Raw genomic sequence first — 24956 nt, 5'->3', positions numbered from 1 at the left:
CCGATTAACATCTAACCTTAACTAATATCATCTTTTCTTAATTCCTGCATTGCTTCAAGAACCTGCGCAACATCTAATCCAACAATAACTTGGATAGCTTTACCATGATGAACCACATTGATTGCCTTAGCTGCCTTAAATTGAGCATCTGTTCCTAATTTATCAGGATCTTCAACTGAAACACGCAACCTAGTTGCACAAGAACTTAACTCTTTAATATTCGAACTACCACCAAGTAAGTCGAGAAAAGCAGTCGCTCTAGTAATATATGGATCAGTTTCAACAGAATTATTATTTACTTGTTGATCTTGACCAGTCTTTTTAGCTTCATATTCTTTCTTATTTAATAAATGAACATCTTCATCGTCTGCTTCACGACCTGGTGTTGCATAATTAAACTTTTCAATCATAAATTTAAAGACAAAGAAAGTAATAATCGCAAAAACAATTCCAACTGCAAACTGTACCATATAAGTTTGCCAGTGATTACGCCATAGCGGAATCCAATTTTCAGCTGCCATGTCAATACCACCAAGTGTAAAGTTACCAACAACACCTAGGCTAAACATTACAGTATTCATTGTTGCTGCAAGAAGAGAATAAACAATCCACAAAACGGGAGCAGCAAACAAATAGGTAAAGTCAATTGGTTCAGTAATACCAGCAAAGAAAGAAGTAAGTGCAGCAGGTATTAATAACGCTGAAGTTTGCTTTTTCTTACTCTTTTTAGCTGTTACGTAAAAAGCCAAACAAATAATCGGTGCAAGGAAAATCTTTTCATTACCCCATAGTTGGAAGCCCATTTGTGGAGCCAATTGCTTTAACGGATGAGTACTTAAAGCAAATTGTGTTAAGTGCTTTAACCAAAACGGTTGCAGTCCTCCTGCAACTACTGCAGGTCCATATTGAAATGGAATATAAACTAAATGATGTAGTCCTGTAGGAATTAAAACCCGATTCAAGAAGTTATAAATCCAAACTCCAATTACACCACTATTAAGAATAAATTTTTGCAGTCCACTAATTCCTAATTGTACTTTAGGCCAGCCCCAGCAAGTTAAAAATGCCAAAGGTATCATTGCAAAGAAGCCAAGTATGTAAACGAATGTGGAACCTTGAAAAGTACCTAACCATTCTGGCAGTTTTTTATCAAAATAACGATTATGAAGCCATATTACAATTCCAGCGACAACTAGTGCACCAATCATACTGGTGTCTAACGTCTTAATTCCGGCAATTTCAGTCAATCCATGATTAGTAGAATTATCAATTATTTGAATATTAGCAAAATTAGGAATACCAAAGCTTGCACCCCAGTGTGTCAAAATAGCGCCAATAAAATAGTTATAAGTCATATAAGTAATTAAGGCTTCCATTGCTGCCCTACCCTTAGACTTATTAGCAAGTCCGATTGGTAAACCAACAACAAATAGCAATGCTTCTTGCTTAAAGACTGTCCAACCACCAGCAGTAATCGTATCCCAAATAGAATTCCAGGTTGTCCCCGGATTTGCCAAAGAACCAAAGACTGCTTGGTTAGTAAACAAACTACCTATTGCAACAACTATTCCAGCAAAAGAGAATAAAAGCACTGGCACAAACATTGCTGCACCAAATTTTTGAAACTTCTGCATCATAAGCAATCATCCCCTAACACTTATTTCAGTTCTGGCCAATATGGTTTATTTACAGGGATCATGTCATCAAGAATCTTTTTAGCAACTGATGCATCAGGAACTGTCTTATTAAGAGTAAAAGCCTGCAACATCTTTGTGTAAGAGTGTTGTTCATAAGCATCGACAACTAATTTTTCACAGGTTTGCTGTTCCATCATCATGCCGCGTTGGAATCTACCAGCTTCACCCGTTGCCATCGGTTGAATACCATCAGCACCAAATAAACATGGAACTTCAACAATTGAATCTGGATCCATATTTGAAATTGCACCATTGTTTGCAGTATTGGCAAAGAATTTTTCATGCGTATTAAAGGCAATTGCATGACAAATATCAACAATATAATTCGAGTGTTCAGCGTTTGCTTCCCAAATATTTCCTTTAGCAGTTCCTGCCTTAACAATTCTTGCACATTCATCAAAGACAATCTTTTGCCGATATTCACGAATTTCGTCAGTTCTAGTATGCTTAGGATCTGCATTAGCAACTTCATATTGTGGGAAATAGTAATATTGCATGTAAGTGTTTGGCAAAGTTTCTGGATCTAATTCATAGCAATCCTTAGCCTTCTTAAAGGTTTCAGCCCAGCTCTTTTCCAAATCTTTGTCGAAGTCGCCGCCAATCCAATAACCTTCTTTAGCAGCATGTTCTTTAAGTTGTGGCAATAAATCTTTACCTGTGTTTTTATCACGAACTTCTTTCCACCAGCCAAAGTGATTAAGTCCATAGTAATTAACATCAAGATCATGGTAGTCTTTTAAGCCGCAAATATGTGCCATTCTAGTCATAATTTCAATTGGCATATCACAAATATTGATTACCTTAGAGTTAGGTCTAAATCTACGGCAAGCTTCTGCAACAATTGCAATTGTATTAGAGTAATTAATCATCCATGCATCTGGCGAATATTTTTCCATATAGTCAATGATTTCAATGATTGCAGGAATGGAACGCATACCATAAGCCATTCCTCCGGGTCCAGTTGTTTCTTGACCATTAACGCCATATCTTAATGGGATTTTTTCATCAAGATCACGCATATGATACTTACCAACTCGAATTGATCCCATTACAAAGTCAACATCTGTAAAAGCTTCTTCTGGGTCAGTTGTATATGAGAATTCAATTTCTGGAGCGCGTTCCTTCATAATAATGGCACATGCATCCCCAATTTTCTTTTGTCGCTCTGCATCGTTATCGTAAAACTTTAATTTTCTAATTGGAAAACGATCTTGATTAGCAATCAAACTCAATACAAAACCTGGGGTAAAAGTACTACCACCACCAGCAATTACAACGGAATATTGTTTATGATTTTCAGACATTATTTTCTCCTTAACAGTTTATCGCTCAATTTGAGCTATTCATTCTTCTAAGCTAGCTTACAATTATATTTATATCATTATTTTCATAATTTGTATCCGCTTTCTTAGAAAGTGAATAAGCATTCCATGACTTGAATTACGTGTTTCACTTTGAGAAATATTTTTCAGGACTACTAATTAAATATAAATCCACAAAACAAAAAAGCTCTAATTAAAATAATTAGAGCTTTACATAGTTTGACTTCTGGTTATTATTTGGTAACAATTTTCAAAATATATTTAATAAAACTAGTAGTTGTAATTCGTAATTTAAACGTAATTAATCTTGATATCGCCGAACTTGCTGCTACCAGTCAATACTAGAGTTGGACCGCCGCCATTAGAACTGCCGCTAATCTCAACATCACCGAAAGTTGACGACATTTGGTCATCAACCTGCCACGACAACGGAATATACAGCGCAACATCACTCATTGATGAATTAATATCCACAATTACCGTATCAGAAGCTGCTTTAGCCGCATCAAGATAGACCTTGGCATCCCCCATTAGCGAATTAATCGTTACACTGCGCAAACTTTGTGAACGAACATACCGCGAAACATCAGACAATTTTTGATTAACCACAATATCTTGTTCGTCAACATTTTTACTGCTGCTGCCAAAAACATGGTCGGCATGAAATGACTTTTCTGGTCCCAACTTTGACCAATTACCATCGACTTTGTGACCATTAACATAAACGTGTGTGTGATGCGTACCTTTATGAAAAATCATATGCAATCCCCCCGTAATTAGACACGCCGCAAGTAAGACTGTCCACGGCACAATCTTAGTGATTTTAAGCGGCTGCGCATACACAATTAATAAGAAGGCAATTGAAAAAATCGTGCCGCCAATACTGCGATTAGCTAGTCCTTCAATTAAGCATGCGCCAAAAACAATTGTCCAAAAAATCGTCCAAAAATTTAGTCGAAATGAAAACAAATTTAATTGGTTCATGATTAGAAAGATTGCTGCTCCTAATAGTGCAATTCCCCAGAATAGTTCTTTAATCTTTTGCTTTTTCATTATAATGACCTTCTCTCATTTAATCGATCACTCAAGCTGTGGTAATAATGGCGTGACACGTAGACAGTTTTGTAAGTATCATGAAAGTGCACCTGACAATTAGTGATTGACCTCGTCAATGAATACACCTGTTTTAAATTCAAAATTGTGGACTTGGACACCCGCATAAATTGACTGCCCAACAAATTTTCTAATTCATATAACTTATAGTTAACACTGAACGAATCGCGGCTCGTATGTGCAATCACCTGCCGATCTTCTGTTTCAAAAAACAAAATGTCGGTCAAATCTAAGTAATACGAAACATCATCCTTATAACACTCAAGCTGGTCAGGATTGTCACTACCTTCCTGCAGCTGCCGATAAATCCGTTCAACCTCTGGCGACAATTCATTTGCCTGGATTGTCACTATTGGCTCAGCTAACTTAGGATCAAGATCAATTTTCACTTTCACGATTCTCACCTGCCTTTCATAATTCTTATTAAACGCTAATTTAAAAACAAAATCTACCCTCTTTAACCAAGTGGTCGTTTAATATGCGTAAGTGGCAATTACAGCTAACTCAACTAAAAAAGCAGACTTAGTAAGTCTGCTTTTTTATTATTCAAGTCCTACTTGATGAAAGATTTCATCGACATGACGTAAATGATAGTGATAATCAAAGGCATCAGCTACATCAACTTCTGACAAATAAGTCATAATCGGGCTATCTTCAACTAACTTTCTAAAAGAAATGCCGTCTTGCCACGATTTGGTTGTCAACTTTTGTACCATATCATAAGCTGCTTCACGTGATAAACCTGCCTCATCAATTAATTTCAACAGCAACCTTTGTGAATAGATTAGACCATAGGTCTTGTCCATATTCTTGAGCATTGTTTCTGGAAAAACATCTAGGTTAGTCAAAATTCGATTAAAACGGTCAAGCATGTAATCAATCACAATCGTTGTATCAGGCAAAATTACCCGCTCAGCACTTGAATGCGAAATATCCCGCTCGTGCCAGAGAGTAACATCTTCATAAGCCGTCACAATATTCCCGCGTAAAACCCGCGCCATCCCACAAAGATTTTCACAGCCAATCGGATTACGTTTATGTGGCATCGCTGACGAACCCTTTTGACCAGCACGAAAATGTTCTTCAACTTCGTGGATTTCCGAACGTTGCAAACTGCGGATTTCCGTTGCCCAATTCTCAATACTTGTCGCTATTAATGCCAAGGTAGCAATGTACTCGGCATGCAAGTCGCGCGGTAAAATTTGACTAGTAATCGGCTGACGCGTTAAGCCTAATTGCTTCATGACGCTAACTTCAATAGCCGGCGGCACGTTGGCAAAAGTACCAACAGCACCAGAAATTTTACCAGATTCAACACCCTTAGCCGCATGTTCAAAGCGATCAATGTCCCGGTTAATTTCGGCGTACCAGCGGGCAAGTTTTAAGCCAAAAGTTGTCGGCTCAGCCTGGACACCATGTGTCCGCCCCATCTCGACTGTATTCTTATATTTAAGAGCTTTAGCCGCAATTGTTTCTTTTAATGTAAGCAAGTCTTGACGAATAATTGCATCTGCCTGCTTCAATAGGTAGCCTTGAGCTGTATCGACTACATCAGTTGAAGTCAAACCAAAGTGAACCCACTTTTTCTCAGGACCAAGACTCTCAGAAACTGCTCTGGTAAAAGCCACGACATCATGGTGAGTTACTTGTTCAAGCTCAGCAACACGCTCTGGTGTAAAACTGGCATTTTTAGCAATTTTAGCCGCATCAGCCGCGGGAACTTCTCCCTCTTCACTCCAAGCATTAGTTACCGCAACTTCGACCTTTAGCCATGCGGCATATTTATTTTCATCTGTCCAAATTTTGCCCATTTCTGGGCGTGTGTAACGTTCAAGCATTATTTACATTTCCCACGGATTTTGCAAAACAATTGTTTGTTCACGATCAGGACCAACAGAAACTGTCACTAACGGAATACCCACAATTGCTTCAACACGCTTTAAGAATTTTTGCGCATTTTCTGGTAAATCTGACCAAGTCTTAGCCTTAGTAATATCCTCCTGCCAAGCCGGTAATTCTTCATAAACTGGCTTGCAGCGATAAAGTTCCTTAAGACTAGCCGGATAATAATCAATTTTCTTGCCGTCTAATTCATAAGCAGTAGCGATCTTAACGGTATCAAACCCACTGAAAATATCAAGCAAGTTCAGGCTTAAAGCGTTAATTCCAGCAACACGTTTAGCATGACGCAAAGCAACAGAGTCAAACCAGCCGACACGTCGCGGTCGACCAGTAACTGTACCATACTCATGGGCAGTGTCACGAATGCGGTCACCAGTTGCATCAAGTAATTCCGTTGGAAATGGTCCCGCACCAACTCTTGTAGTATAAGCCTTGCAGACACCAATCACCGTGTGCAGACGATTTGCACCCATCCCAATACCACTGGCAATTCCACCAGAAATCGTATTAGATGAAGTGACGAATGGGTAAGTTCCTTCATCAATGTCGAGCATCACACCTTGAGCACCTTCAAAAAGCACCTTTTCCTGATTATCAAGTGCATCGTTAACCAAAACTGATGTATCTGTAACATACTTTTTGATCTTTTGACCATATTCATAATATTTAGTAAAGATGTCTTCAAATTTAAGAGCTGGTTTACCATAAACCTTAGTGAACAAAGCATTCTTTTCTGCTAAATTGGCGCGCAACTTTTCTTCAAAGGTGTCTTTTTCCAGTAAATCACAAACGCGAATTCCAATTCTAGAAGCCTTATCCATATAAGTTGGTCCAATCCCATTCTTAGTAGTACCAATCTTATTAGCACCCTTAACTTCTTCTTGATATTCATCTTGCTTGATGTTGTACGGCATAATGATGTGTGCTCGGTTAGAAATCCGTAATTTACTAGTATCAATCCCATTCTTCTCCAAATTATTTAATTCTTCTAGTAGAACTTCGGGATTAATTACCGTGCCGTTACCAATTACAGCAGCCTTATCTGCCGCAAAAATACCGGATGGAATTAGCCGCATCTTAAATGTTTGCCCATCAATTTCAATCGTGTGACCAGCATTATTACCACCATTTGAGCGGACTGCATACGCAGCTTCCTTACTCAAAAAATCCGTAATTTTGCCTTTACCTTCGTCGCCCCATTGACTACCAACAACTGCCACTGCTGTCATTTCGTTCACCTCATAAAAAATATACAAATATCACAAAATTTAGTCTAGCAATTTATAAGCTGTTAGTCAAATTAAAATGCGAATTATTTTTGCGATATTAATTTTAATAGTTCGATTTTTATGTTGACAAATTTTAATAAATTGATTATAGTTACTCTCGTTCAGACAGATAAGGAATTAGGAGTCGATTGAATTATGAGTAACTACTTTAGCATGGAAGCCTTTGACTACGATGATATTCAACTTGTACCTAACAAGGGAATCATTAAAAGCCGGCATGACGCTGATACTAGCGTTAAGTTCGGAAACCGAACATTTAAGATACCAGTCGTTCCCGCTAACATGGAAAGCGTAATTAATGAAAAATTGGCTATCTGGCTTGCGAAAAATGACTATTACTATGTCATGCACCGCTTTCAGCCGGAGAAAAGAATTAATTTCATCAAAATGATGCATGAACAAGGACTTTTTGCCTCAATTTCTGTTGGTATTAAAGATAGTGAATACGATTTTATCGATTTACTTGTTAAAGAAAATGTTATTCCCGAATACATTACAATTGATGTTGCTCACGGTCATTCCATATATGTCATCAAAATGATTAAGTACATTAAAGACAAAATACCAGATGCATTTTTGACTGCTGGTAACATTGCCACTCCCGAAGCTGTTCGCGAGTTAGAAAATGCTGGCGCCGATGCAACTAAAGTCGGTGTTGGTCCCGGCCGTGCATGTATTACTAAACTTAAGACCGGCTTTGGTACCGGTGGTTGGCAATTGGCGGCTCTCAGAATGTGCAGTAAAGTTGCCAGTAAACCAATCATTGCCGATGGCGGTATTCGTCATAACGGCGACATTGCCAAGTCCGTTCGCTTCGGGGCAAGTATGGTAATGATTGGATCAATGTTAGCTGGGCACCAAGAATCTCCAGGTAATATTATTAAAATTAATGACAAGACCTACAAGCAATATTGGGGATCAGCATCAGAAGTTCAAAAAGGAGCCTACCGTAATGTTGAAGGCAAGCAAATGCTCGTGCCCTTCCGTGGTTCAATTGGCAATACTTTAACTGAGATGCAAGAAGATTTACAATCCGCAATTTCTTATGCTGGCGGTAAAACGCTCAATTCTATCAAGTTAGTTGACTATGTAATCGTTAAAAGTAATATCCTAAGTGGTGACAAATAGTCTATCATTCAACTTTCTAAGTAAAATAGCAATTTAAAGTAGCAATGGCATAATATTTTCGATAGAATGGTAATTATCTCAGTATTGTTAGGTAGTCAGTACTGAGATTTTTTATTTTCCAAGAATGATATATCTATGCTATACTTAGGAAGTTGTCGCGCCCTTAGCGCAACTGGATAGAGTGTCTGACTACGAATCAGAAGGTTGAAGGTTCAAATCCTTCAGGGCGCATAAATATAATTCAATTAAAAAAGCTAGAAGTTACAAAGTTTTACGTAATTTCTAGCTTTTTTGTTATTTTATGTATTTCTCTTGATGTGATTCAAAGCATTAATTGTTACCTATCTTATTAAATTTGGATACAGCCAAAGACCATTTATTCGTAAAACATCGCGATACATCACTATCTGCTCTTCTTTACTAGAATGACTTACTAGTTCAGGAGCATCTACAGTTCCAACAATATCAATTACTTTTATTTTATCTTTGGTATTAATTATCCTGTCTGCAATCATAAATAAGATTTGCGCTCTGCGAAGATGACTAACCGAGCTAATTAACGTTATTTTTTTGCTAAAAGTTATTTTACAAGCTTGCTGTACTGAAAATAAGGCATTTTCAATCGTATTAATTGATTTGTTTTCCTTAAAAATCCGCTCAGGAGCTATTCCCCGATTAATTAACCATTTCTCCATCATGTCGGCTTCCGTTCGATAATTTTCGGGAATACCGCCTGAAACAATAATATCAGAATATGGATTTTTAATTAGCAATTGTAGTGCTAACTCTAGCCGTTGGTATAATATTGGGGGAATACTGCCATCTTTTTGTAAATCATAACCAAGTAAAACAAATAGATGTCCATTCTCATAGTTTTTAATTTCAGTATTTACCTTTTTTTGCCTTATTTTTTCCAAATTAACAAAATCTTGTATAAATTTTTCTGTGCGTTTTTTATCTAAAGACATTAATTCCTTAAGAAGATCAGCAGAAAATTCGCCTGAAATTAACCATAAATAAACATAGCAAGTCATTAATATACTATAATCAATTGGTGCCTTCTGCAAGATATTCTGCAATAATCCTAAAGATTCTTCAAGTTTATTATTAGTAATTAAAGTTGCAGCAAGATCAAGTTGATAATCCATATTAGTAGGGTCAAGTTGACATAATTCTTTAAAAATTGCTTCTAAAGTATCTTGATCCCCATTGATACTTACACCCTTAAAAAAAGTTTTTTCATTTTTCTCTAGCGCATTACCGTGTAAATAACAATCTTTAGCCTTCACAAGGAGCTTATCTATCTGTTTTTTTGTATTCATTCCAAAACTAATTCTTTCTATTTAATAATTTTTTGACCTGGTATCGATCCCATATAGTATTATTTAGTTAAAATCACAAAATAAAAGGAAAAGTAATGACAACCATTAAAGAAATAGCCGAATTATCTGGATGCTCTGTTTCAACAGTATCCCGGGTACTTAATCATCATCCCTATGTCTCCTTAGATAAACGGCAGAAAATTCAAGCCGTGATTCAAAAAACAGGTTATCATCCTAATCGAATAGCTCAAGATCTAAACAAGAAAAAAACAAACAGTTTAGGTGTGATTGTTCCCTATCTTGATGAACCCTATTTTGAAAAAGTAACAGCCGGAATTTGCCAAGATGCTATTAAGCATAATTACAAAATATCTATCTTGCCAACTTACTACAATAGTAAAACCGAAATGAATTATTTTGAAGAACTTGCTTCAAAATTGTACGATGGCCTAATTGTTACTTCTAAAGCTAATAAAATGAGCGACATTTTGCCTTACATTAGGTATGGCTCCGTGATTTTTTGCGAAAAAATTGATTTTAATAATATTTCTTGTATCTACATTGACCGCAGTCAAGCTTTCAAAGAATTATTTAAGTATTTTACTCAAAAAGGGCTTAAACATATCGGTCTAACTAGTGCACAAAATAAACACAAGAGCAGTACTACTAAGCTATTATTTCAAATTACCAAACAATATTTCCCAACCTTGAAATTAAACCATGTTTTTGAAAATTGCGCGACCTACCAAGATGGTATTAATGCCGGAAAATATTTTATGAATTTTCCGCAAATTAATGGTATTTTTGCTAATGGTGATGAAATTGCTGCTGGAATTATTCACGCTTATCAAAAGGAAGGACTCCAACCACCTTTAGTTGTCGGTCAAGATAATACCCTTATTAGTAAAATTATGAGTTTTCCCTCAATTGATACTTATCCAGAAAAATATGGTGAAGAAATATTTCAGCATTTTATTGAGAAAAAGTCTGAGCATATTAGCATTAATGCTAAATTCGTTAACCGCTAAATTTGCATATTAATATTATAAATTATGAAACCAATCCCATAGCAAATACTTTTTAAATAAGTTATTACTATTGTCTTACATCAACAGCAACAACCACGACAAATAAGCGCAACAAAAAAGACTGTCCCACTTAATAACTTTGGACAGTTATGGGATAGCCTTTTAGCTAAACTATAATTCGACCACCGCTCTTTGAAGGCGGAAGCTTGTGTTTAAGAGGTCCTATTAGTAGTAGGACTTCTTTTTATTCACAGCTATATTTTAGCATGTTCACTATTGATATTCAATTTTGTGTTGTCGTTTATTTTTATATTTAGCGTTAATATTTATTGATACTGTTGGTTTACAACAGCCAATACGATAAATAAATGTGATAAAAAATACAACAAATAGTATGCGTAACTACCTTGTTGAATTTTCAAAAAAGTATAATATAATATCTTTGTACAAATCACGTAGAGGAGATAAAAATGAAAAGAAAAAAACTACTAACATTACTAACAGCAATCACTCTAGCTACAAGTAGTGTAGGGATTATATCAGTAATTACAACACAAAATGTTCAAGCCACTAAAAAGGAATACACTTACTATTCTCCAATTAGTGGACAGGTATATGATGCTAATGGTAATGCTATCCCAAATGGTCACGTTTTAAAAACCGATGAATATCCTGTAGCTAGTGATAATTCTGGAGCATTTACTATTTCTACCATCAAAGGTAATAAGTATTTAAAAATTGGAGATAATAATTTTTTACGCTTAGATGACTTAGTGCAGTTAACTCCAATTGGAACCTATGTTGTTAAAAATGATGACACTCCAATTTGTAATGCATCAGGGAGCCCAATCAGCAAAAGAAATACTTTCTATAAAGGCATTAAAGTTGTAGCATTCAGCATCAGTAACATCAACAGTACAGATTATATCTATATTGGTGATGGTGAATACGTCCCAATGTCTAATGTTGAACTTGTATCTTCAAAGACAAAAAACAACTCTGATACTAGCAAGTTAAGTGATGAATTCGTTAAGCCATCCACAATTAGCTCAAAGCCGAAAAAGAAAAACGCTAAAGCTAAGAAACACGCGCTAATTGGTGATAAGCATGGAATCGTTAAACACTTTACTGTTCCCAAAAGCTGGAGAAGGCAGTGGTTTAATAACGGTAAAAAGAGCATTAAACTCTTAAAGTATGCCTATAATCAAAACGAAATAACCTACGGTGGATTTTATATAATAGGGAAAGTTAAAGGAACCAACAAATACCCTTGGCAAAAATCTCTTACTTGGCAAGATAAGCAATTTCTTGATGGGGAGGAAAATATTATAAGTCATTGTCTCCAAGCTAAGTGGAAACATATGTATGGATTTAAATGGATGATGACAACAGGTGCCTATACCAAGCCAAGTGACAAAAACTTTTCAGCACAGACTTGCCACTATGAGAATATTGATGGTCATAAAATTTTAGTATTATTCAGAGCAAACCATACTGGAAAAGTTAATAGACAAGATTTTACTTCAAAATCGTTAAGTAAGAAATATGCTCATCATAAATTCCCAGATATGCATTATTCTTCATCATTTTAATAAGACTCCAAAATCTAAATAGTAAGCTTAAAGCAGATTATTAAATTTCAACTTAGGACTAGCTCCCGATATTTTATCGGTACTAGTCCTATTTTTTCACATTCCATATATCTATTTTAACAACCCCTAAACCAAAACATCGCAAATGGCAGTACAAGCAATATGCCGACCACTATCAAAAAATACTGCACCAAATTTATTTTTTCTAGGACAGACCAAGCATGATGCCTGCGATCAAAAATATGATACATGCAAAAATTAAACTAAGACAAAAATTAGCTACTTACACGATGCATACTTATGTTGGTTTAAAACAAAATAGTAATGCTTATAGTATTTCATCGATTCTTAAACCGGAAATTACTAATAAAAACATTACACTTACAAAAAATGAAAATCTTCCCGTAATTAGAGAAGTTTATGTTTGGGTACCTAAGGACAATAAAGCTGAATTATTTTATCGCTTAAATTATTACTCTCCTGAAGAATCTATTAATTACGAAAATGCAATTCAAAATCAACTGTTTTATATTAAAGCAGCTGATACAATTTACTTGTCAGGTCCACAATTAACACCAGCTAATACTCCGGAAGAAGCTCAAGCAGACGCTAGAATTGCAACAGCAGCTGACAAACAAGATCTACAAAAATTAATTGATCAAGAAAAAACAATTACAGCTAGTTCTAACTATAAAAATGAAGACTACGTAAATACCTATAAAGCTCAATATGATGAAGCTTTAAAACAGGCTAAAGCTGTCAATTCTTCAACTTCAGTAAGCATTACTGAGGTTAAAGAAGCTGTTTGGTATCTAACTACACAACAACAGGCTTTATTAAACGCTACAAAACCTGTCAATGGACGTGTTGAAGACACCATGCCTGTCAACTAAATTTTTGTTTTGCCAAATTAAGTATACTTAACTTACTAAAGTGATATGTTCTGTACGTTCACATCACGTGCCGCAAGTTTGGTCGCTTGCAACATATGATAGCGGTCCTAATGGGATCGCTTTTTTGTTTTGAAATTTTATACAAAAACAGCCCAAGATTTTTTGGGCTGCTTTGCTGTTTTACTTGAGCAATTTATCAAGTATGACAATAATGTCACTTAATATCTGCTCTGTCTTAGTTAAGACAAGGTAAAACATGATGAATGTTAACATATCCTGCACGATAATCACCTCCTTAAGAGAAGCTGACTAGACTTCTCAGGATGCGCGCAAGGCGTGCAGTATCATTTTACCAAAATTTATTTTCGTGGTACACTTATCCTAGATGAATGTTGCATCGTCCTGTACGAAGCAATGCGTGCATGCAAGTTTGACCACTTGCAAGGCGCCTGGAGCAGTCTTTATAGACTGCTTTTTTGTATTCTGATTTTTTCATCATTAAGAAGATAAAAATGTAGGTATAACGATAAGTACTTACTTAATATTACTAAATACAAAACAACACAAAAATAGAAGCCCAATAGACTTCTATTTTTCACTTCAACCACATCTATCTAGCTACTATAACTTTTGCAATCTAATTAAAGGCTTAAGCTAAAATAATAATTATTTTATAGTTTTTACGTTTAAACATTTTAATCCAAAGCTTTGATTTAACAAATAAGTGCGATAACTTTTTAAATAAATGTGAGTATCCCAATTTTCTATATCCTTTGATACTGTGTAGTTTTATTTTTTAATAAGAATGGTAAAATATTTTTTTGTACTATTTGTATTTACTTTATTGGAATTATTAATAGCTAAGTCAGCAGCACCCATTAAAAATAATATTAATATCATATAAACTATCTTGGAGAAATATTTATGAACAGTTATATTTTTTATATATTATTAATTATCGGAATAACTATTTCTGTATATAGAAAACACATGCCTGATAATAATTATACAAAATATGCAGAATATTTAACTTATGTGTTATTAACCATACTTCTTATTACTCAATTTATATTTATAATATTTTTTAATAAACCTTTTCTGCTTAATAATAGTTTATATGACATTATCTTGACCATAATCCTACTAATATTAGCATGCGTATTTAAGCTTACTAATACTAAAAATAAGTATTCTAAACTTTTACATGAATTATCTAATCAATTTATTATAGTTGCGGTTATGCTGCTACTTGATGGCAATGCCGTACCGTTACTTAACTAAAACTGTTTATTTCTTAGGGCTAATTGTATACTTACAACACAAAAAAGAGTGAGTAAAAATAATTACTCACCCTTTATTTAATTTGCTAATAAGTTACTCGGATATTACCAATTAGAAGTACTGGTGTTTCAGATAAATCATCATGCTTTAAAAATTGTTTTAATTGCTTAATTGAAGTATCAGCTATTTGCTTATTCTTGCCGGTTAATCCACTAGCCAGTGTCTGTACTTGCTCTAATAAAACTGACGTAGGCTTATTATTGTCTTTAGCTTCCATCACACTTAGTTCGACATTAATTAGCGGCTGTAAATCCTTATTAGATAAATTTTTGTTATAAATTCCGTTTATATAAGTTGTATAACCCTTGTATTTACCATTCTTGGAAACCAAATCAACTGATATTCCGTTTTTAACCTTTGTTAATTTTTTTACTTTAAACAGCGTATGTTGGTTTAGAATTCTTTCAAGTACCTTTTTAGTATATGGCTTGCCACCTTTAGCTGCCGTATTTTTATAAAGTGCGCCCTTACTGCTATTTGGTAATTCAAAAACATACCCAGCCTTAGCTAATTTTTTAGTCCAAGCTTTACTAGATAAACTACTACTCAATATTGACTGTGCCGATACTGTGGTTTTACTTGTTAGATCAGTAATTGACAAGGTAGTAGTCATTAACACTGCCGTCAATATCAGTTTAAATACTTTTTTCATTTTCAATCCCTTTCTCAAAAATATTTATAGATATATAATACCACTTATCTGAAAACGATTACTAAAATAAAAAAGTCATCCATGCCACTGCTAGAAACAATACAAAAAAGATGGGACATAGATCTCACCCTACCGCATAGTACTAACAGGCTCTAAACCAAAATATAGCTACTGGTACTCCTAAAAACAATATTCCAATTATTAGAAAAAATATTGAGCCAAATTTATTTTTAGCACTAAATAGCATCATAGCGCCTGTAATTAAGCAAATAATACTAATAAAAATTAAGATTATAAACATTAATAGTCCCCTAATGAAAAATCTGTATAATACCTATGCCTATTTGTTGATCGCTAAGTTCTGGTACCAACAATTCCCGATACAATTCACGCCCAGCTGATGACAACTGTTGTTTGACAGCAAGCGGCGTTAAGCTGCTGCCAATATTAATTTACTAAGCACCTATCATTTTTTATTTGTTTCCCGGCTCTTTTCTTGAAAGCCAAAACATAATTAACGGTAAAATAACAAAGCCAAATACTATCATCATGATTGCATACCAATTGATACCAATAACTTTGCCATTTTGGACAATGCCAAATTGTTCCCGCCAGTTATACTCAACCAGCAGCAAAAGCACAAGAATTATCGCCAATATCGGTATTACAACATCTGTTTTAAAATTTTTCTTGCCTGATAATACCGGCTGTCTACTTTTACCACGATAAAATTGAATTACAGCAAGCGGTACAATAATAAAGCCTAAGAACCTGACCATTGCACTTAGCGTAATCAAGTTCGTCATATTATATTGAAAAGAAAGTGGAATCAAAATTGCCAGCAGCTCGGAAATTAAGAATGTACGAATTGGAAAATTATTCTTAGTTCTTTTAGTTAAAACTACAGATAGCTGTCTTTGACGCGCCATTGCTTCCAAAATTCTGGGTGTATTAAAACTCGCGGCAATATTAACGCCAAACATTGAAATTAAGGCTCCTACCAAGATTACATCCCGCAAAATTTTATTATCAAAGATCGCACTAATTGCAACCACTTGCTTGGTTGTCACCAATGCCAAAGGATTTAGCAGCATTGCAACTGCAACAACACCAATATAAATTACTGCAATTATAAAAATTGCCAGCGGAATTGCGCGCGGGAGATTTTTCTCTGGTTCATACATGTCTTCGGAACCAGAGGCAACTGTTTCAAAACCAGTAAAGGCATAAAACGCAGAAACAAGTGCCATCACAAAGCCAGTAGGTGTCAAGCTTGATACAATTGGTCGACCGCCGTAATTAAGCTGGTCAACTCTGGTTAATCCTTGAGTTTTGCCAGCAATTAATACCAAAATTAAGCCAACAGTAATAATTAAAACTAGTGCTCCTAATTTTCCAACCGTCGCAATATTCATCACATATTTAACAATTCGTTGACCAAATAAATTAATAACGGTCAGTAGTAACATTAAAACAATAAAACCAATTGTAACGTTTAGTAGATTATCTGGTTCACCACCAAAAATAGAAATAGTTGCTTTAATCACGCCAACTGCCATTACACCCCAAGCTACACTAGCGGAAAAGTAACGCAGAATACCCATATAAAAGCCAAATTTATTACCGAATGCAGCTCTAGAATAAGCATACGAAGCTCCTGACTTAGTAACATATTTGGCAGCAGCCGCAAACGAAACAGCCAAAATTGCGGCAAAAATGGCAGCAATCAAATATACCAATAATGCCTGACTACCAGCTTGCTTAACCACACTGCCTGGGGTTAAAAAAATTCCTGACCCAATAATTGAATTGATTGCTAAAAGAACAATCGACCAAAAGCCTAGTTTATCATTCTTACTCTTTCCCATTAGTATGCTCCTTATAGCTGTTTTCACCATTATAATTATTCATATTATAATAGTAAAACTCAATGATAGTATGATATTTGTTTATAAAAAAAGAATTGAGTATCAACTCAATTCTAAGAAATATTTATTTAATTCTTTTGCTGTGGCCGCGAAATCAAATACATCAAAAAAGGCAAAACAAAGAAGCCAAAAATCATGGCAACAATTGCTAACCAATTAATACCAATAACACGGCTATTGACTACAATACCAAATTGTTCGCGCCAATTATATTCAACTAATAAAAAGATGACCAATAATACTGCAATCACCGGAATAATTAGATCAGTCCACACGTTTTTATCAGCAGCCAAAATCTGTTCCTTGCTTTTACCATAATAAAACCGAATGACCGATAGTGGTACAACTGTAAATTCCAAAAAACGGACAATTGCACTTAACGTAATCAAATTTGTCATATTATATTGAAAAGCCAAAGGAATCAAAATTGCCAATACAGCAGAAATAGCATACGTTCTGACGGGAAAATTCCTTTTAGTCCGCTGCGTTAACTTTGGCGATACCTGATGCTCTCGTGCCATTGCCTCTAAGATTCGCGGTGTACTAAAGCTATAAGCAAAGTTGAGTCCCAACATTGAAATCAGTGCGCCTACTAAAATTATATCGCGCAAGATTTCATTATTAAAAATTGCCGCCAAAGCAATCACTTGGTTAGTCTTAATTAATGCCGTAGGATTTAGCTTCAAAGCAACCGTCAAGACACCAATATAAACTATGGCAACTGCCAAGATTGCTAGTGGAATTGCGCGCGGGAGATTTTTCTCAGGATTTTCCATATCTTCTGCACCAGAAGCAACAGATTCAAAGCCGGTAAAAGCATAAAAAGCGGAAACTACCGCCATTACCATGCCGCTTGTTGTCAAAGTTGGAATAACAGTGTGTCCATGAACAGTAACTTGATCCACTGCATTTAAATGGTGCGATACCCCTGTTATCAATAACACAATGACACCTGCAGCAATTATTAAGACTAGCGTTATTAATTTACCAATCGTTGCCAAATTCATTACTCTTTTGATGATTTTTTGACCAAATAAATTAACAATCGTTACTAATATTATCAAGGTCAACAACCCCAATGTAACGTTACCTATATTGTTTGGATCACCTCCACAAATCGAAATCGTTGATTTAGTAATTCCAACAGAAGCTACACCCCAAACAGCACTAGTCGCAAAATAACACGTCGTGCCAATATAAAAGCCAAACTTAGGACCAAATGCGGCCTTTGAATACGCATAAGATGCTCCGGCCTTATTAACGTACTTAGCTGCTGCCGCAAACGACATCGCCAAAATCGTAGCAACCAGTGCTGCTGCAAGGTAAACCAGTAGAGTTTTACTTCCAGCCTGTTTAACTACACTTCCAGGTGTTAAAAAAATACCGGAGCCAATTATCATGTTAATTGCAAGAAAAACCATGGCACTGAAGCCTAATTTATCGCCTGCTTTTTTATTTTTCATTTCTAACCCATCTTCCATACGTGGTTTGTAAAATTAAACAACTATACTATTATATGAAATAAATGTGCCAAACTCCATACTGTATATTGCCAAATAGCTAAGTCAGATCAAAATCTAACCAACAAAAAAAGCACCTCAAGTTTTAAAACTTGAGGTGCTTTAAAATCAAATTATTCAAAAAGGACACGGAAATTTCCGTGCCCTTTTATTAATTATCAAAATTCTAATCGATTGTCTGTACCCAGCCTTCAGGGCCAGTCTTATCACCATATTGGATAGCAATCAGCTCATTATACAACTTAGTCGTAACTGGACCGGTCTTTTCTTCACTGTAGATAACATGCTTTTGACCATTATACGTAATCGAACCAACTGGCGAAATTACAGCTGCCGTGCCCATTGCCCCAGCTTCTTTCATGTTAAAGGCTTCTTCCAAAGTGATTTGCCGTTCAACAGGATTCAAGCCTTGACGTTTAGCTACTTCAAGCAGCGACTTTTTAGTGATGGAAATCAAAATTGATTCAGATTTTGGCGTTACAAATTGACCTTCTTGAGTAATGCCAAAGAAGTTAGCACCACCAAACTCATCAACATACTTGTGCTCACGTGGGTCAAGATACAAGCAATCAGCAAAGCCTTTCTTATGGGCTTCAACTGATGGCAGCAAGCTGCTGGCATAATTACCTGATGTCTTAGCTTGACCGGTACCAGCATAAGCGGCACGATCGTATGGACTAACTTTATAAGCTGCTGGATTTAGGCCCTTAATATATGCCCCTACTGGGGTGGCAAAAATCCGCAAAGTATATTCTGTTGCTGCTGCAACCCCCAAAGCCTGCGAAGTTCCAATCATAAATGGCCGAACATACAGCGTTGCACCACTGTCATATGGTGGAACGTATTCTTTATTAGCCAAAACAACTTGCTTAACGGCCTCAACGAACTTATCTTCGGGATAAGGAGGCATTGCTAAGCGTTCAGCTGACAACGAAAACCGATGGGCATTTTGGTCTGGGCGAAAAAGATTAATCTTGCCATCTTTTCTCCGATAAGCCTTTAATCCTTCAAAAATTTCCTGCCCATAGTGCAAAACTTCTGCTCCTTCAGAAAGGGTCACAGTTGAATCTTCAACTAACTTCCCTTCTTGCCATTCACCATCTTTATACTTAGCTTCGTAACGATATGGCAGATCACGATATTCAAAACCGAGATTATTCCAATCAAGATCTTCTACCTTTTGTTTCATCAGAGTGCCTCCAATTTTTAATCCTTGGGATAGATATGAAAATTTAAACCAGATTATTTTCATAATTATTTAATTGTTAACTAATTTAAACCATAAAGTTACAGATGTCAATAGCAGATCGAAGCTTTACTACATATATACTAAAAAACGTCACTTCCAAAAAAGTGACGTTTTCCATATTAAATTATTTCTCTTCTTTTTCGACTTTTTCGGCTTCAGCTTCTACTTTGGGATTAATGTCCAATATCGCCTCACCGTTCAAGTATACATGCTGATCATCAGCAGTAAACTTAACTTCTTTAGTGTCTGGTTCCTTCATCAATAATTTGGCAATTGGTGTTTCCAGATCCTGTTCAACTACCCGACGCAATGGCCGTGCACCAAACTTCTTGTCATAGCCCTTCTCTGCAAGATAAGCTTTCGTTTCATGTGAAACATCAACCTTGATTTTTCTCTTAGCAAGGACCTTATCCATCTTTTTGAGATAAATGTCGATAATCTTAGTCATATCTTCTTCACTCAATGAGTTAAATGGCACAATTGCATCAAGTCGGTTCAAAAATTCTGGTCTGAAGTAAGCTTCCAGTGCCTTAATCATCTTATCATGATCGACCTTGCCATCTTTAAGCAGATTGTCAGAAAAGCCGGCATTAGAAGTCATAATCAAGATTGTATCCTTAAAGGAAACCGTTCTTCCTTGCGCATCGGTTAAACGACCATCGTCCATAATTTGCAAAAGTGCGTTAAAGACTTGTGGATTAGCCTTTTCAATTTCATCAAATAAAATCAAACTGTATGGTTGGTGACGAACTTTTTCAGTTAATTGACCGCCTTCACCATAACCAACATAACCTGGGGCAGAACCGATCAACTTATTAACTGCCATTTGGTCTTGGTATTCTGACATATCAAGTCTAATTAGGTGATTTTCACCACCAAACAACTGAATTGCCAATTGTTTAGCTAATTCTGTCTTACCAACACCGGTAGGTCCTGTGAGCAGGAATGAGCCAGTTGGACGATCATTATCTTTGAATACCTGCTTACGTGCAATCGCATCAGTAATAATATCAATGGCATTATCTTGATCGATTACCGCTTTCTTAAGTCGTTTAGCTAAGTCAAGATTATGCTGTCCCTCACTTGCATGCAATTCACTCATCGGGATCTTGGTTCTTGCTTCAATTAAGGCATAAATATCTTGATCCGTAACCCTTGGGGTTGCAACATCATGAACATGATCCTTTTTATCGGTCAATTCTTGAATTTGCTTCTTTAAATCACTAGCCTTAGCATAATCTTCCTTTTCAGCAGCCTCTTTCTTTTCATGTTCAAGGTGCTCAATCCGTTCCTGCAGACTAGCTTCATCTTCTGGAACTGTATCTAGACCCTTTTTAGCACCAGCTTCGTCCATTAAGTCAATTGCCTTATCTGGTAAGTGCCGACCTTGAATATAACGCTGCGACAATTCAACAGCTAAGCGCAAAGCACTATCATCATACTTAACGTGGTGGTAATCTTCGTACTTCTTCTTTAGTCCTTCCAAGATTTTAACGGTAACGTCAGCTGATGGTTCCGGTACCTGTACTGGTTGGAACCGCCGTGCCAAAGCTGCATCATTTTCAATTCTACGGTATTCACCAGTGGTTGTAGCCCCAATTAAGTTCAAGTCACCACTTGCCAAAGCAGGCTTCAGGATGTTTGCGGCATCGCCGCTGTTATTTTCGGAGTCAGTTGATCCAGCACCAACAATGTTGTGCAATTCATCAATGAACAAGATAATATTTGGATCCTTCTTAGCCTGATCAATAACCTTCTTCAAGCGCTCTTCAAAGCTGCCCCGTAAGCTAGAGCCGGCAACCATATCATTAATATTAACGTCAATAATATGTTTGTCCTTCATCTTGTCTGGAACATCGCCGCTCGCAATCTTTTGTGCTAGACCTTCAACAATCGCGGTCTTACCAACACCAGCAGGACCAACCAATACCGGATTATTCTTTTTCCGCCGACTCAGAATTTCAATTACTTCTTTAATCTGCTCATCTCGACCAATTACTGGATCATATTTATGTTCTTTAGCTTGTTCAACTAAATCAACACCGATTGGCTTTTCTTGCTTTTGCTCTGGACCTGCTACCTGTCCTTGACCATTGAAATTCTGCGGTGACAAGTTCATATTACCTGAATAATGGATCGGAATTGAACCATTATTTGAATCATTCAGATTACCAAAGAAAGAATCATTTAATTCGTTAAATAAATTATCAAAATCATTATCAAAGTATGCCATTTATTAACACCCCTTATTGTAGTTTTTGTTTTTTAAATTAGCACTCTTTATATCCGAGTGCTAATTTCTTTACATCCCAAATTATAACAGGTTATCCACAAATAGCAAATTATTTAGCTCACTTTTCCACAATTCATTAATTTTCTTAACCCTCACTTTAAACAAATTAAAAAATGCTGATTTATCAGCATTTTGTATAGATTAATTATTTTTATTTTGATACAAATCATAATGCTTACGCAAATATTTGGCAGTTAAACTGGTTCCAGTTTGATAAATATCCACAGGTCGGCCGCTAATAACAATCCGACCACCTTGCTGACCGCCACGTGGTCCCATGTCAATCATATAATCACTATTGGCAATCACATCCAGGTCATGTGTAATCGTTATAATCGTTGCCTGCTGGGTTAACAATTTTTGCAAAATATTTAATAGTGTCCGCACATCAGACGGATGTAAACCCACAGTTGGTTCATCAAAGACAAATAAACTGCCTTTTTGCTTATGATGCAAGTGACTAGTCAATTTAAGCCGCTGCGCCTCACCACCAGACAAGGTTGGAGTTGACTCACCTAAATGCAGATAACCCAAACCCATATCATGCAGAGTCGTGACTGTTTTTTTAATTGCCGGCACTTCCGCAAACAATCCGTCTTCGAGTGCATCATCAACCGAAAGGGCGAGAACATCAGCAATATTCAAACCCTGCCATTTAACTTGCAGGACCTTAGAATTATACCGACGACCGCCGCAGACAGAACAGGTTTCCACCATATCAGGTAAATATTGTATATCAAGTGCAATTACCCCAGTACCACCACAAGCTGGGCACGCGCCTTCTTTATTATTATAAGAAAAATGCGTGGCCTTATATTTTAACTCCTTTGCCAATGGCTGCTTGGCGAATAATTTGCGTAAACTCGTCATGATATCGGTATACGTCGCAACCGTCGACCGCTGATTTTTACCAACCGGAGCAGAATCGACACTAACCACATTAGTAATGCCACTAGCTGTCAGATCTTTAACCCATGTCGGCAAAGTTTCATGATTTTTTTGTGCCTTGAGTGCTGGTAAAAGTGAATCAAGGATCATCGTTGTCTTACCAGCACCAGAAAAACCAGTAATTGAAGTCAGCCGTCCGACCGGAATCTGTGCGTGAACGTCATGCAAATTAAACCGGTCAGTAACCGTAAACGCAATTTTGCCTTGGGCAAATAAGGTGGCTGCTTGTACCTGCGGTCTAACTTGCAAAGCTGCACTTCCCGTTAAATAAGGACTAATATGTGAATTTTTATTTTGCTTAATCTGACTAGGTGTACCTTGAGCGATAATTTGTCCGCCCTGACTGCCAGAACCTGGACCAATCTCAATAATCCAATCGGCGGCATTAATAATTGATGTTTCATGGTCAACAACCACTAGAGAATTGCCTTGATTAACTAATTCATGAAAGACATCTATCAATCCCGCTACATTATCCGGATGCAGACCAACTGATGGCTCATCCAAAACATACAGTACTCCCGTTGTTTCCGTTCTTAAAGTTCGTCCTAACTGGATTCGCTGCAATTCGCCTGTTGATAAAGTGTTGGCTTGCCGCGATAAACTTAAATAATCCAACCCCAACTTTAATAGCGGTTTAACCTGATGCAGCAATTCACCAGTTAAGTTCTTTGCCAATTCCTGCATATCTTCTGGCAATTCGGCCAAAATTTCCTGCATATAGCTATCCAGCTGACCTAAAGTTAACTGCTCTGCCGTTACAATATTTTTACCAGCAACTAGTTGTGTCCAGCGACTAGGATCAATCCGCGAGCCATGACAACGTGGACAAGTACTAAAACGATAAAAAGCATTAATCCGCTCTAAGCCACGTTCCGACTTAGTTGTTTTGCGCGAATTTGCAACAGCGTTATAGGCATTCTCATACAAGGCATCTAAATGGTACACCCGTCCAGTTGAAGTTGGAACGTCAATTGGAATTTTACGTTCTTCACCATGTAAGACAATATCTTTTTCTTCAGCAGTCAATTCACGATAAGGAATATCTGTGCGAACACCCAGTTCATGAGCAATCCGCCACATCCAGTTACGTCCTGGTATTTGCCACGTCGCCACAGCGCCCTGTTCTAGCGATAAATTTTTATCAGCGATAATCTTACTATCATCAATCTGTTCGACCGTTCCTAGCCCCTGACATTGCTTACAAGCACCATCTGAGTTAAAGGCGAAGTCTTCGGCGCTAAAAGCACAAAATTTAACGCCGCAAGTGGGACAAGTTATCTGCCCCATTGCCTCTCCTGTTAAGTCCATTGCTTGGGCAATTTTAATTGTTGGTGCCACGCGATGCCCATTAGGACAAACCGGCGAGCCTAACCGTGAAAAAATCAGCCGTAAAATATTAAAAATTTCGGTCACTGTCCCAACCGTTGATCGTACACCCGGAATTGTTGGGCGTTGTCTTAACGCCAAAGCCGAGGGAATATGCTTTACTTCATCAACAGTAGCTCGCCCCACTTGGCTAATTCGGCGTCTGGTATAGGTTGCAAGTGAATCAAGATAGCGTCTTGCACCTTCAGAATACAAAATTCCCATCGCCAAACTTGATTTTCCGGAGCCGCTAAGTCCTGAAATAGCAACAAACTGATGCAGAGGAATATTGACATTGATATTCTTCAAGTTGTTCACGCGGCCACCGCGTACTTCAATTTGGGTTGGCTGCTCTTGGTACTTCATATCTA

The 24956-nt window shown here is 36.6% G+C and carries 17 protein-coding genes and 1 tRNA gene; 5 read left to right on the top strand and 13 right to left on the bottom strand.

Annotated elements, in window-relative coordinates; translation table 11 throughout:
* Positions 1-17: 17 nt before the first annotated feature.
* From PT281_RS00470 to PT281_RS00445, 6 genes are all read right to left on the bottom strand, one after another.
* Positions 18-1637, bottom strand: coding sequence for an alpha-glucoside-specific PTS transporter subunit IIBC (locus PT281_RS00470; protein ID WP_277151069.1), 1620 nt, complete (start codon positions 1635-1637; stop codon positions 18-20).
* A gap of 20 nt (positions 1638-1657) precedes the next feature.
* Complete coding sequence (locus tag PT281_RS00465) at positions 1658-3001, bottom strand: 6-phospho-alpha-glucosidase (protein WP_277151068.1); 1344 nt, start codon at positions 2999-3001, stop codon at positions 1658-1660.
* A gap of 309 nt (positions 3002-3310) precedes the next feature.
* Positions 3311-4072, bottom strand: a complete 762-nt coding sequence (locus tag PT281_RS00460; RefSeq protein WP_277151067.1) for a LiaF domain-containing protein — start codon at positions 4070-4072, stop codon at positions 3311-3313.
* Entirely contained in the window at positions 4072-4527 is a 456-nt protein-coding gene (locus PT281_RS00455) for a LytTR family DNA-binding domain-containing protein (protein WP_277151066.1), read from the bottom strand. Before PT281_RS00455 ends, PT281_RS00460 begins: the two co-directional genes overlap by 1 nt.
* Positions 4528-4674: 147 nt before the next feature.
* Complete coding sequence (purB, locus tag PT281_RS00450; RefSeq protein WP_277151065.1) at positions 4675-5970, bottom strand: adenylosuccinate lyase; 1296 nt, start codon at positions 5968-5970, stop codon at positions 4675-4677.
* 3 nt (positions 5971-5973) lie between these two features.
* Positions 5974-7263, bottom strand: a complete 1290-nt coding sequence (locus tag PT281_RS00445; protein ID WP_277151064.1) for an adenylosuccinate synthase — start codon at positions 7261-7263, stop codon at positions 5974-5976.
* A 195-nt stretch (positions 7264-7458) separates the two neighbouring features.
* Between PT281_RS00445 and PT281_RS00440 the strand changes: the two genes are divergently transcribed.
* Both PT281_RS00440 and PT281_RS00435 read left to right on the top strand, forming a co-directional pair.
* Positions 7459-8451 (top strand): GMP reductase, encoded by a 993-nt coding sequence (locus tag PT281_RS00440; protein WP_277151063.1) that lies wholly within the window; start codon positions 7459-7461, stop codon positions 8449-8451.
* A gap of 157 nt (positions 8452-8608) precedes the next feature.
* A tRNA-Arg gene (locus tag PT281_RS00435) sits at positions 8609-8682 on the top strand.
* A gap of 110 nt (positions 8683-8792) precedes the next feature.
* Here PT281_RS00435 and PT281_RS00430 read toward each other — a convergent pair.
* Positions 8793-9773 (bottom strand): YdcF family protein, encoded by a 981-nt coding sequence (locus tag PT281_RS00430; protein WP_277151061.1) that lies wholly within the window; start codon positions 9771-9773, stop codon positions 8793-8795.
* 95 nt (positions 9774-9868) lie between these two features.
* Here PT281_RS00430 and PT281_RS00425 point away from each other — a divergent pair, with 95 nt between their 5' ends.
* The 3 genes from PT281_RS00425 (at position 9869) to PT281_RS00415 (ending at position 13286) form a co-directional block, all read left to right on the top strand.
* Positions 9869-10801, top strand: a complete 933-nt coding sequence (locus PT281_RS00425; RefSeq protein ID WP_277151059.1) for a LacI family DNA-binding transcriptional regulator — start codon at positions 9869-9871, stop codon at positions 10799-10801.
* Positions 10802-11271: 470 nt separating this feature from the next.
* A complete protein-coding gene (locus tag PT281_RS00420) occupies positions 11272-12393 on the top strand; it encodes a carboxypeptidase-like regulatory domain-containing protein (protein WP_277151057.1) in 1122 nt (373 codons plus the stop codon).
* Positions 12394-12614: 221 nt separating this feature from the next.
* Positions 12615-13286, top strand: coding sequence for a hypothetical protein (locus PT281_RS00415; RefSeq protein ID WP_277151055.1), 672 nt, complete (start codon positions 12615-12617; stop codon positions 13284-13286).
* A gap of 1366 nt (positions 13287-14652) precedes the next feature.
* Here the strand turns inward: PT281_RS00415 and PT281_RS00410 are convergent.
* The 6 genes from PT281_RS00410 to PT281_RS00385 all read right to left on the bottom strand — a co-directional run bounded on the left by PT281_RS00410 (position 14653) and on the right by PT281_RS00385 (position 24951).
* The gene (locus PT281_RS00410; protein ID WP_277151054.1) at positions 14653-15279 is read right to left on the bottom strand and encodes a hypothetical protein; all 627 of its coding nucleotides are present in this window, start codon (positions 15277-15279) and stop codon (positions 14653-14655) included.
* A gap of 473 nt (positions 15280-15752) precedes the next feature.
* Positions 15753-17147 (bottom strand): APC family permease, encoded by a 1395-nt coding sequence (locus PT281_RS00405; RefSeq protein ID WP_277151053.1) that lies wholly within the window; start codon positions 17145-17147, stop codon positions 15753-15755.
* 128 nt (positions 17148-17275) lie between these two features.
* A complete protein-coding gene (locus PT281_RS00400; RefSeq protein WP_277151052.1) occupies positions 17276-18670 on the bottom strand; it encodes an APC family permease in 1395 nt (464 codons plus the stop codon).
* Between the two features lie 223 nt (positions 18671-18893).
* Positions 18894-19919 carry a branched-chain amino acid aminotransferase gene (locus PT281_RS00395; RefSeq protein WP_277151374.1) on the bottom strand — a complete coding sequence of 342 codons (1026 nt, stop codon included), beginning with the start codon at positions 19917-19919 and terminating at the stop codon, positions 18894-18896.
* A gap of 181 nt (positions 19920-20100) precedes the next feature.
* Entirely contained in the window at positions 20101-22209 is a 2109-nt protein-coding gene (locus PT281_RS00390) for an ATP-dependent Clp protease ATP-binding subunit (protein ID WP_277151051.1), read from the bottom strand.
* 201 nt (positions 22210-22410) lie between these two features.
* Positions 22411-24951 carry an AAA family ATPase gene (locus PT281_RS00385; protein WP_277151050.1) on the bottom strand — a complete coding sequence of 847 codons (2541 nt, stop codon included), beginning with the start codon at positions 24949-24951 and terminating at the stop codon, positions 22411-22413.
* Positions 24952-24956 lie beyond the last annotated feature (5 nt).

The sequence above is a fragment of the Lactobacillus sp. ESL0701 genome, assembly GCF_029433445.1.
GTDB lineage: Bacteria > Bacillota > Bacilli > Lactobacillales > Lactobacillaceae > Lactobacillus.
This window is presented reverse-complemented; position numbering and strand designations above follow the sequence as displayed.